The organism is Corallococcus sp. CA047B (genome assembly GCF_003612065.1).
Classification (GTDB): domain Bacteria; phylum Myxococcota; class Myxococcia; order Myxococcales; family Myxococcaceae; genus Corallococcus; species Corallococcus praedator.
Genome location: NZ_RAWD01000089.1, coordinates 19,295 through 29,513 on the forward strand (window position 1 = coordinate 19,295; position 10,219 = coordinate 29,513).

A 10,219-nucleotide genomic window follows, 5' to 3' on the forward strand; every position below is an offset into this window, starting at 1 on the left:
GAGAATCATCATCAGAAACGGGCCGGAGTCAATGGAAAACGGGTTTCGTGACGCAATCGTCTGGCGGAGGGCTTGCAGCGTCCGGCTCGCTTGACGGGCCGTTGGACGGGCGGAAGGGTGGGGTCTGGAGCCGTCTGCTCCGCCCTTTTTCCGCCGAGGTCACGAAGGTGAAGAAGCTCGTCAATGCGCCGCGCGAAGTGGTCCGGGAGATGCTGGAGGGGTTCGTGGCGCTCGCGCCCGGGCAGGCGCTGCTGGAGGGGGAGACGGTGGTGGTGCGCGCGGACGTGCCGGCGGCGTTGGGGGCGCGGCGGGTGGCCATCCTCTCCGGCGGTGGCAGCGGGCACGAGCCGGCGCATGCGGGCTACGTGGGCACGGGCATGCTGCACGCGGCGGTGGCGGGGGATGTCTTCACGTCGCCCAGCACGGACGCGGTGCTGGCGGCGATCCGCGCGGTGGCGGGAACGGCGGGCGCGCTGCTCATCGTGAAGAACTACACCGGCGACCGGCTCAACTTCGGGCTCGCGGCGGAGCTGGCGCGGGCGGAGGGCATCCCGACGGAGGTCGTCGTGGTGGCGGACGACGTGGCGTTGCGCGACACGGTGGAGCCCGCGCGGCGGCGGGGCATCGCGGGCGTGGTGCTGGTGCACAAGGTGGCGGGCGCGGCGGCGGCGGCGGGTGCGTCGCTGGCGGAGGTGGCGCGCGAGGCGACGGAGGCGGCCCAGGCGCTGGGCAGCATGGGCGTGGCGTTGGGGCCATGCACGGTGCCGGCGGCGGGCCGGCCGGGCTTCACGCTGGGCGAGGGCGAGGTGGAACTGGGGTTGGGCATCCACGGCGAGCAGGGGGTGCGCCGCGTCGCGCACCAGCGCGCGGACGCGCTGGTGGACACGCTGCTGTCGACCATCGTGGAGGACCGGAACATCGGGAAGGGTGAGCGCGTGGCGCTGATGGTCAACGGCCTGGGGGGCACGCCGCCCATGGAGCTGGCCATCATGACGCGTCGGGCGCTGGCGTTCCTGGCGGAGCGGGGCGTGAAGGTGGAGCGGGCGTGGCAGGGCACGTTCCTGTCCGCGCTGGAGATGCCGGGGTGTTCGCTCACGCTGCTGAAGGTGGACGACGCGCGGCTGGCGCGGCTGGACGCGGCCACCGAGGCGCCGGCGTGGCCGGGCAAGGGCACGCTGGTCGCGCAGCGCCGGGTGGTGTCCACGCGCGATGCGCTGCCCACCATCAAGGGACACCCGAAGCCGCAGCCGCAGATGGAGCGGATGAAGGCGGGCGCGCTGGCGGTGGCGGACGCGTGGGATGCGGCGGAGGCGAGGCTGACGGAGCTGGACAGCGCGGCGGGGGACGGAGACCTGGGCTTGAGCCTGGTGCGGGGCGCGGAAGCCATCCGTGCGTTGCCGGAGGGCGCGTGGGGCACGCCGTCCGGGGCGCTGATGGAGCTGGGGCAGGCGCTGCGCAGGAGCATCGGCGGCAGCTCCGGACCGTTCTACGCGACCGCGCTCATGCGGGCCTCACGCCACCTGACGAACAAGGTGCCGGACGCGGCGGACTGGGCCAAGGCGTTCCAGGTGGCCGTCGAGTCGGTGTCGGAGCTGGGCGGCGCGCGGCCCGGGGACCGGACCATGGTGGACGCGCTGTACCCGGCGGCGGAGGCGCTGGTGCGCGCCGTGCGCGAGGGGAAGTCGCTAGGCTCCGCATGGGCGGAGGCGACGCTCGCGGCGGAGCAGGGCGCGGAGGCGACGGCGAGCATGACGGCGCGGCTGGGGCGCGCGAGCTACCTGGGCGAGCGCGCGAAGGGGATTCCCGACGCGGGCGCGGCGGCGGTCGTCATCTGGATGAAAGCGCTGGGGTGACCCATGAAATGTCAGAAGTGTTCCAATCCCAAGAAGGAGGCCATCTCGGCGGAGATCAAGCTGTGCGTCACGCATTACGTTGATGAGTACGTCAAGCCGCGCCAGCAGGGCCTGCCTGCCAACCAGCACTTCTCCCGGTTGGGCGACAAGCAGTACGAGGCCGGCCAGTTGCTCGCGCAGAAGCTTCAGGGCACGGCCGCTCCCCTCCAGGCGAACGTCCAGCAGAACGCCGACCTCTTCTGGTGGGGCCCGGGATTCGACAAGGTCGCGCAGGCGAACGAGTTCGGAACGTGCGTGGCGTTCTGTGCCTGGGGAAACCAGCTCATCATCGCCACCAACGACGACAGTACCTTCGACCCGACGATGCGGATGGAGAAGCTGACCAGGATCGCCGGCGCCGTGTCGGCCAGCCAGGACCTGGTCACCTCGCCCACCTCGTTCATCTTCCTGAACCAGGTGGCCGTCGTGGAGTACCAGTGGGGCCCTGGCGGGACGCTCCAGGTCGTGGTGGGCGGAGGGCCAGCCTTCGCCTGCGACCACCGGAACACCGTCCACGCGGAAATGCGCATCCTGGAGTACCTGCATCAGGCGAACGCAGGCAATGCCAGGGCGGATGTCTACATCGCCATCAGCAAGCCCTGTTGCGTGAAGTGCGAGGCGGTCATGGCCGCGTACAACGCGTGGAACTTGGGCGTGGTGACGGCCGCGCGTCAGGGCAATCTGACGGGGATCTTCGGCCAGTGGAAGATCCCCGCCGCCCTGAAGCCTCTCACCCAGACCATTCCGTATTGGAGGGCGCTCAAGAACGCCAATATGTGATGCGCATCACGTCAGGATCGCGCAGTCCGACAGAGGGACTTGCCGTGAAAGCATGGCCTGTTCAGGCGTAGGCTCCGCCGCATGGATGACGTCCAACGCGCACGCCGTGGTTTGTATGTCTTCTTCGCGGTGTTGATTCCCCTCACGGCGATCGCTGAGTGGGCCATCATCCGCCGCGTTGCGTTCCTCGACTCACCCTCCAGGGTCTTTCTCCTGATGTGGTGCCCGGCCGTCGCGTCCTTTGTCGCGCGGCTTGCCTTGCGGGAGGGATGGGCCGACCTCTCGTTCCGTCTGGGCGGAAGGGCGGGCCTGAAGGCCGTGCTGGCTGCCTGGAGCCTTCCGATTGGCGTGGGGCTGCTGGCCTATGGCGGCGCCTGGGCCCTGGGGCTCGCGAGCTTCGAGCCCCCCGCCCATGCCTCCTTCATGCTCCCCGGAGGGGCGAGGCAGGTGGCGACCCCGGGCGCTCCGGGGGGCCGGATGGCATTGCAACTCGGGTTGCATGTCACCCTGGGCTTCGTCCTCCACCTGCCCTGGGTGATGGGCGAGGAGCTGGGCTGGCGGGGTTACCTGGCGCCTCGTCTGCTTGATGCACGCGTCCCCGGCGCGCTGGTGCTGACCGGCCTCGTGTGGTCCCTCTGGCATCTGCCGCTCCTGATGCGCGCGGAGTCCTGGGGCATGACGGCGCTCCTCTTCACGGGAGCCCTGGTGCCGCTGGGGGTCGTGATGGCGCGCCTGCAACTGGAGTCGGGGAGCATGTGGCCGCCCATCGTGCTCCATGGCATCTGGAACGAGGTGCATGGGGCGCTCCTGGCCGCTTCGAATCCCCCCGACAGCCCGTGGCTGGGCGAGACGGGCTTCCTTGTGCTCGCCGCGAACCTGTTGCTGCTGGCGCCCTGGATGATCGGCCGCTGGAACGCGCGGCGTGCTCCAGGGAAGGTGCCCTACGCGAGCGTGGGATCGCTCTCGTAGCCGCTGCGTCCGGGGCGCACGCGTCGGGCCGGGAGCAGGTCGATGAGCGACTGGGCTTCCTCCCAGCCCACGCTGGGCAGCACGACGTATGAGCCCGCCACGTCGATCCTCACGTGCCCGATGCCGTAGCCGCGCTCCAGTGGCCCCTGCCTCGCGCGGACGGACTGGATGCGCGAGCGCTGCACCACCGTCGTGCGCCGCCTCCAGAAACCCTGGCGCACCACCACCAGCGCGTCCGTGATGAGCCATCCCTGGAAGCGCCAGTCGAACCACGCGGCCAGGAGCTGCGCGGGCAGCAGGCCCCACGCGAGCGCGCCCCACGCGCCCCAGAACCACGTCGCGGGCGCGGCCACGAGCACGCTCAGGCCCACCGCGCGGATCCGCGCCCGCAGCAGTGCCTTCGGGTGCGCGGGCTTGAGGGGCAGGGCGTCGATGGCGTCGGGCAGCTCCGGCACGAACTCACGCAGCAGGCCGGGCATGCTCGCGGTGGGCACCACGGGCACCAGCAGCTCCGCGCGCTCCGTGGTCTCCTTGCCGGCCCGGACGCCCGCGGTCTCCACCTCCACCGAGCCGAAGCCCAGCGCGCGTCGCAACAGTGGCTCATCCAGCACCACCTGCTGGATGCGCGCCCGCCGCACCGTCACCTGCCGGCGCGTGATGAGCCCTCCCACCGCGCGCAGGTGCGTGCCGGTGTCCACCAGCCGGAAGCCGTGGAAGCGCAGCACCGCGCGGACACCACTCACCAGCCACAGGCCGAACAGCCCCGCGAGCGCCGCCACCGTCGCGGCCAGCCATCCCATCCCGGGGGCCGCCACCGCTTCCCAATGCGCTTCCATCCACGGCAGCAGCAGCTTGTGGAAGGTCTCGGTGATTTCATGCAGCGCGCCCATCACCACCGCGAGCACGCCCAACCCCAGCGCCGTGGCGCCGTAGAGCAGCAGCGCTCCCAGCCGGGCCTCGGAGAGCACCCGCTCGCCCTGGACCGCTTCGCCCGGAAGGACCGCCGCCGCCGGACCTTCGCCGCGCACCGCCTGGAGCGCCTGGATCAACGCCTGCGCGTCCTCCGGTGTCAGGCCTCGCAGGTGGCCGTCCGCCTTGCCCCCGGAGGCCGTCTCCACCTTCACCTCCACCAACCCGAGCAACTTCGACACGAAGGGCTGGAGCACCTCCGTGTTCTGCACCCGCGCCGCCTCGATGAAGCGCGAGGTGCGCGTGAAGATGCCGGAGCGGATCTCCAACTGACGGCCGTCCACGCGGTAGCTCAGCGTGGCCACCTCGTAGAGCCCAGCGGCGAGCAGCAACAGCGCCAGCGTCCCCACGATGATCCAGAGGACCCAGGGCAGGCCGCGCTCGCCCGCGAAGTACGTGGGCAGCAGCGCGCCCAGCAGCATGCGCCCCATCGTCGACGTGAGGGGCACCAGCGCCGCGAGCGGCGCCTTCGCGCTCAGCCGCTTCCAGGGAACTTCGTTGGTGACAGGCAGGGCCTCCATGGAGACGGGCACGGACACGGGCTCAGACGACATCGTCCGCCTCGCGCCGCACCAGCTTCTCGCGCAGGGCATCCGCCGTCTCGCGGGCGAGCCCGGGAATCTCTCCGTCCGCGCCGCTGCCCGCGGCGGTGAAGATCTGCAGGCGCGCCAGCCCCAGCGACCGTTCGATGGGGCCCTGGTGGACGTCCACGTGCTGGATGCGGCCCGCGGGGATGGACACCACCTGGTGCAGCAGCACGCCGTGGGAGATGACCAGGTCGTGCTCGCGCAGCGCCCAGCCCCACCGCTCATGCGCGCGCTGCGGATACCACGCGGTCAGCACGCTCAGGCCCAGCACCACCGCGCACGGCAGCAGGAAGGGCCAGTGCTCCACGCCCGAGTACGACAGCGCCAGCGCCACGCCGAACGCCACGGCCCCATACATCCCAAGCCGGAGCAGCGCCCGGATGCGGAACAACGTGAGGGCTCCGCGAGGGAGGCGTTCCAGCGTCGGCAGGGGAGCGGTCATGGGCGATTCCTCCGGGAACGCCCCGAATGTATCCCCAATCCGGCCCCTCCCGCTGGAACTTGCCTGTCACGCTGGAGCGGACGCGGCTTCGGATTCCGCCACCAGCACCCGGTGGAGTTCTTCCACCGTGACGGTGAGGATCACCGTGTCGCTCACCGAATGGACCAGTCGGGTGGGCACGTCGACCCGCCCCGCGTGGAAGTAGTTCCAGTAGACGCCCAGCTGATCAGAACTCTCCGAATCCAACTTCACCTGGAGCCCCTCGACCTTCCAGGTCTGGTCGTCAATCGTCAGCGTCTCCACGGTCCCCAGCTTCTGACCGTCCGCCGCGACGACCGTACGGCCCTGGACGACGCTCTCTGAAAATCGCATGTGCCGGTTCCTCCCCCATTCATAAGGATGGGGATGCCGCGAGCGCTCCGCCGCTGTTCTCGCGGATTCGCACCGGAGGCAGTGCCGCCTGCTCGCCCTGCGGGGCCTGCGCGATCCGGATGAGCTTCAGGCGGGAGAGCAGGCGCATCACCTGCCAGGTGGGATCCAGCTCGAAGCGCTTCGCCGCGAAGTCGGGGCTCGCCGGGCGGGCGTGGTGGTTGTTCTGGAACAGCTCCCCCATGCACAGCACGTCCATGGGCAGCGTGTTGCGCGACGCATCGCGGGTCTTGAAGTTGCGGTAGCCGTAGCGGTGTCCGCACCAGTTGACGATGGCGCCGTGCACCGGCCCCATCACGAAGTGCATGGGCAGCAGCGCCCAGTGCCACCTGCGCGTGGCGAAGCGCTTGTAGAACAGCGTGTAGAGCGCGCCAAAGGCGATGCGCGTGGTCCATTGGTTGAAGAGGCGGTCCACGGCGGGCCACTCGGGATGGCCCCCGAGGAAGCGTGGCTCGGCGGCGATGCGGCCGGTGAGCAGGCCCGCGTAGCGGCGCGCCGTGTGGAGCATCATGCGCAGCGGATTCTCGTGGTGCGCGGGCGAGTGCGGGTCGCGCTCGGTGTCCGCGAAGGCATGGTGTTCGCGGTGCATGATGGCGTAGGCGCGCGGGTCCAGGTAGCTGGAGCCCTGCACCAGGGCGGTCGACAGGTGCAGCGCCCGCTCGGTGCGCGGCCCCATCGTGTACATGCGGTGCGCGGCGTAGCGGTGCTGGAAGAGGCTCTGGAAGAGCACGCTCAGCGACCAGTGGGAGGCGAAGGCGAATGGAATCATGAGAGGACAACGCCCCCTCATGTCAGCGCCCTGTCAGGCCAGGCCCGAAACACATCCCTCCGTACCGCCTTGCGCCGCGGCCCTGCCTACCGCGCACCGGGTTGGAACGGCCGGGCGTCCCACGGCAGCTCCAGGGTGAAGGTCGTTCCGGTGGTGGCATCGCTCGTGACGACGACCCTTCCGCCGTGCGCCTGGGCGCATCCCCACACCAGCGTCAATCCCAGTCCCCAGCCCCTGGCGGGCCCCTGCTGCGCGGACCGGGTCCGGCTGAAAGGACGGAAGATGCTCTCCCGGTCGTCGCGCGGAATCACGGGGCCGGTGTTGTGCACGGAGGCCCGTGCCCCGACGTCGGTGCGGGAGACCGTGAAGGTGATGGGCTGGTCGGCCGCTCCGTACTTGAAGGCATTGCTCCCCAGGTTCCACAGGGCGCGGCGCAGCTCGTTCGCGCTCCAGATGCCTCGCACACGTTCCTGGGTCTCAAGGACGAAGCGGTCCCCATGGAGGGTGTTCAACTCCTCGACGACCTCCCGGGCGACCCCTCCGAGGTCGCACTCGTCGAGCCGCAGGGGAATCCGCTCGCCCGCCCGGATGCGGTTCGCGTCGAGCAGGTCCCGGACCATCTGGTCGGTGCGCTCGATGTTCCGGTCGATCTTCATCGCCAGATCGCGCCGCTCGCTCAGCTTCTCCGGGAAGCGCATCAGCATCTGGGCGCTCATCTTCGCCGCCGCGAGCGGGCCGCGCAGATCGTGCGCCAGGACGGAGACGAACCGCTCACGCAAGTGCCGCTCGGCCTCGAGCTCCTCGAGCTTCTCCTTCAGGTCCGCATACAGCTTGGCGTTGTCCAGGTGGATGCTCAGGTGCTGGCCCAGGGACTGGAGCCGCGTCTTCTCCCGGATGGTGAACTCCCGGATCTCGGAGACGCCCACGTACAGGACCCCCATCAGCGCGTGGTGGGGAGGAAGCCGGACACCGAGCACGGCGTGGATGCCGCTGTTGCGGAGCGTGTCGCTCACGTCCAGCATCGTAGTCCTGGCATCCGGGAGCGTGCTGGTCTCCTCTCCCCCGGCCGCGACCGTTCCCGGGAAGGACGCAGGGTCCAGCGAGACGGCGTAGTGCTCGAAGGCCTCATCCGCGGCTCCCGCGGAGGCCGCGGTCACGAGCTTCTGGCTCGCCGGCTCGTACAGGAGCAGGGCCACGCTCTGGGCCCCCATCGCTTCGAGGATCAGCTCGAGGACCTCCTTCAGACGGTCTCGCAGGGTCGCCCCGTCCGAGGCCAGCGCCTCGCTGGCCACCTGCTGGAGCAGGCGCAGGTAGCGTTTCTCCGTCTGCTCATCTTCCAGCAAGTGCTTGCTGAAGAGATCCGTCACGGCCGTCGAGGCCGCATGCAGTTCGGTGAAGAGCCGCTCGACATCCTGGACATCAGGTTGTTGGCCGAGCGGAGCGTTGCTCCACATCCGGGTGATGCACCGTCCCAGGAGGGCGAATTCCTCGACGACCTCCGCCACGTGGAATCCCTGGCGAAGCCGCGCGGACACGTGGCTTTCGACGTACTTCTGCTGGTCGCTGATGCCAGCCCCCGGCGTCTCATGCATGTCGGCAAGAGCGGTCAGGTACGTCGGCATGATGTTCCTGAACTCGGGCCCCCCCAGGCCTCGGGCCGACGCGGTCCGGTTCGCTTCCTCCGTCCACTGCCGGATGATCTCGGTGTGATGACTCCGGATGATGTCCGCCACGCTCGCCATTGCGCATCCTCTGGCACCCACCGGGCCAGGAAGCGCGCTAGCACTGCGGGAAGGGATGCGCGAGCGGGGCGGCGGAGTAGTTCGTCGAACTGTGCACTTAAGACAAAAGTGACGGTCGAGCGCAGTCAGTGCAAGGGCTTGATTGCTGGCGACGGTCTGGTCGCCTGTCAGGGGTTCGTGGCCTTGCGGTGGGGTGCTCAGCCTCTCCGAGCCCCTCCAGGCTCCGCGGCTGGTGGGGCCTCCACGTCGATGCCGTCGCGGCGCAGCTCGTCTTCCTGCGCGAGCTGCGCCTGCGTTCCCGGAGGCAGCGTGTACCAGCCGGGATCGCCTTCGCCGTCCAGCCGGGCGCGCACCTTGAGCAGGGTGAACATGCCGCCCATGGTGATCTCGTCGTAGGGCCCCTTGCCGCCCACCATGGCGATCGAGTTCGAGGGCACCGGCATGTGGTGCATGCCGCCCATGTCCCCCATGCCCGTCTGGCCCATGGTCATGTAGCCGGGCAGCAGCGGGCGCACCTTCGCGTCCAGGCCGCCGGGCTTCACGCCGATGAGGTTGGGCAGGTCGTGGCCCATCTGGTTCATCACGTGGTGGGTCATGTGGCAGTGCATGGCCCAGTCGCCGGGCTCGTCCGCGACGAACTCGATGGTGCGCGTGCTGCCGGTGGGCACCAGCACCGTCGTCTCCGGCCACTGCGCGCTGTCGGGGATGCGGCCTCCGTCCGTTTCGGTGATGCGGAACTGGTAGCCGTGCAGGTGGATGGGGTGGTGGTCCATCGCGCTCAGGTTGCCGAAGCGGATGCGCACGCGCTCGCCCTGGCGCACGACGAGCGGCTCCGTGCCGGGGAACGCCTTCGCGTTCATCGTCAGGATGTTGAAGTCCGTCATCTCGTTGGGATCCGGGCGGTTCGTGCCCGGGTCGATGCGCCACTCGTGCAGCATGATGGCGAAGTCGCGGTCCACGCGCGGGCCCACCGGCTTGCGCGGGTGGATGACGAACATCCCCACCATGCCCAGGGCCATCTGCGTCATCTCGTCGTGGTGCGAGTGATACATGCCCGTGCCCGACTGCCGCACCGTGAACTCGTAGCGGTAGGTCTCTCCCGGGGCGATGGCCTTCTGGTTCAGGCCGCCCACGCCGTCCATGCCGTTGGGCAGGAGGATGCCGTGCCAGTGCACGGTGGTGTGCGCGGGCAGCCGGTTGGTGACGTAGAAGCGGACGCGGTCGCCCTCCACCACCTCGATGGTGGGCCCGTGCACCTGGCCGTTGTAGCCCCAGCAGGTGGCCTTGAGGCCGGGCGCGAATTCATGCTCCACCTCCTGCGCCACCAGGTGGAACACCTTCACGCCGCCCACGTCCTTCCATGGCAGCTTCGTGCCGTTGGGGATCACGATGGGCAGGTAGTCGCGTCCCGCCCTTCCGGGAGGCAGGTGCGTCTGCCGGGCGCTGCGGCCTCCCGTGGCCGCCGCGGAGTTCTCGCGCGGAGCCTTCGCGCCGGGCACGTCCGACTGCGCCCGGGCATCGCGGCCGTGCATCAGCAGGGCCCCGGTCGCCAACGTGGCGCCCGTGCGTGCCAGGAGGCTGCGGCGGGTGAGGGCGGGGGCCTGGGACTCCGTGTCCTCGGGCGCCCGGGGGGCTTCGTC

General features: G+C 70.0%; 9 protein-coding genes. 3 read left to right on the plus strand and 6 right to left on the minus strand.

Annotation, left to right across the window (positions count from 1 at the left end):
* The first annotated feature begins 167 nt into the window (after positions 1–167).
* The 3 genes from dhaL to D7X74_RS16280 all read left to right on the plus strand — a co-directional run bounded on the left by dhaL (position 168) and on the right by D7X74_RS16280 (position 3,641).
* A complete protein-coding gene (gene dhaL / locus D7X74_RS16270) occupies positions 168–1,853 on the plus strand; it encodes a dihydroxyacetone kinase subunit DhaL (RefSeq protein ID WP_120533893.1) in 1,686 nt (561 codons plus the stop codon).
* A gap of 3 nt (positions 1,854–1,856) precedes the next feature.
* Complete coding sequence (locus tag D7X74_RS16275; protein WP_120533883.1) at positions 1,857–2,672, plus strand: nucleic acid/nucleotide deaminase domain-containing protein; 816 nt, start codon at positions 1,857–1,859, stop codon at positions 2,670–2,672.
* Positions 2,673–2,753: 81 nt separating this feature from the next.
* On the plus strand, positions 2,754–3,641 hold the full coding sequence (locus tag D7X74_RS16280; protein ID WP_120533884.1) for a CPBP family intramembrane glutamic endopeptidase: 888 nt from the start codon (positions 2,754–2,756) through the stop codon (positions 3,639–3,641).
* Here the strand turns inward: D7X74_RS16280 and D7X74_RS16285 are convergent.
* The 6 genes from D7X74_RS16285 to D7X74_RS16310 all read right to left on the minus strand — a co-directional run.
* Positions 3,614–5,164 carry a PH domain-containing protein gene (locus D7X74_RS16285; RefSeq protein ID WP_158622237.1) on the minus strand — a complete coding sequence of 517 codons (1,551 nt, stop codon included), beginning with the start codon at positions 5,162–5,164 and terminating at the stop codon, positions 3,614–3,616. The genes D7X74_RS16280 and D7X74_RS16285 overlap by 28 nt on opposite strands.
* Positions 5,154–5,639: a PH domain-containing protein gene (locus tag D7X74_RS16290; RefSeq protein ID WP_120533886.1), complete on the minus strand. Its 486-nt coding sequence runs from the start codon at positions 5,637–5,639 to the stop codon at positions 5,154–5,156. Before D7X74_RS16290 ends, D7X74_RS16285 begins: the two co-directional genes overlap by 11 nt.
* A 66-nt stretch (positions 5,640–5,705) precedes the next feature.
* Positions 5,706–6,011, minus strand: coding sequence for a PRC-barrel domain-containing protein (locus D7X74_RS16295; protein ID WP_120533887.1), 306 nt, complete (start codon positions 6,009–6,011; stop codon positions 5,706–5,708).
* Positions 6,012–6,030: 19 nt separating this feature from the next.
* The gene (locus tag D7X74_RS16300; RefSeq protein WP_120533888.1) at positions 6,031–6,837 is read right to left on the minus strand and encodes an acyl-CoA desaturase; all 807 of its coding nucleotides are present in this window, start codon (positions 6,835–6,837) and stop codon (positions 6,031–6,033) included.
* Between the two features lie 86 nt (positions 6,838–6,923).
* Entirely contained in the window at positions 6,924–8,579 is a 1,656-nt protein-coding gene (locus D7X74_RS16305; protein ID WP_120533889.1) for an ATP-binding protein, read from the minus strand.
* 197 nt (positions 8,580–8,776) lie between these two features.
* On the minus strand, positions 8,777–10,219 hold a 1,443-nt coding region (locus tag D7X74_RS16310), incomplete at its 5' end, for a multicopper oxidase family protein (RefSeq protein ID WP_370450761.1).

What these genes read in the sequence shown, in the direction of transcription:
- D7X74_RS16290 (WP_120533886.1), bottom strand. Translation starts at nt 5,639, where the DNA reads ATGACCGCTCCCCTGCCGACGCTGGAACGCCTCCCTCGCGGAGCCCTC.
- D7X74_RS16280 (WP_120533884.1), top strand. Translation starts at nt 2,754, where the DNA reads ATGGATGACGTCCAACGCGCACGCCGTGGTTTGTATGTCTTCTTCGCG.
- D7X74_RS16285 (WP_158622237.1), bottom strand. Translation starts at nt 5,164, where the DNA reads ATGTCGTCTGAGCCCGTGTCCGTGCCCGTCTCCATGGAGGCCCTGCCT.
- D7X74_RS16305 (WP_120533889.1), bottom strand. Translation starts at nt 8,579, where the DNA reads ATGGCGAGCGTGGCGGACATCATCCGGAGTCATCACACCGAGATCATC.
- D7X74_RS16300 (WP_120533888.1), bottom strand. Translation starts at nt 6,837, where the DNA reads ATGATTCCATTCGCCTTCGCCTCCCACTGGTCGCTGAGCGTGCTCTTC.
- D7X74_RS16275 (WP_120533883.1), top strand. Translation starts at nt 1,857, where the DNA reads ATGAAATGTCAGAAGTGTTCCAATCCCAAGAAGGAGGCCATCTCGGCG.
- D7X74_RS16295 (WP_120533887.1), bottom strand. Translation starts at nt 6,011, where the DNA reads ATGCGATTTTCAGAGAGCGTCGTCCAGGGCCGTACGGTCGTCGCGGCG.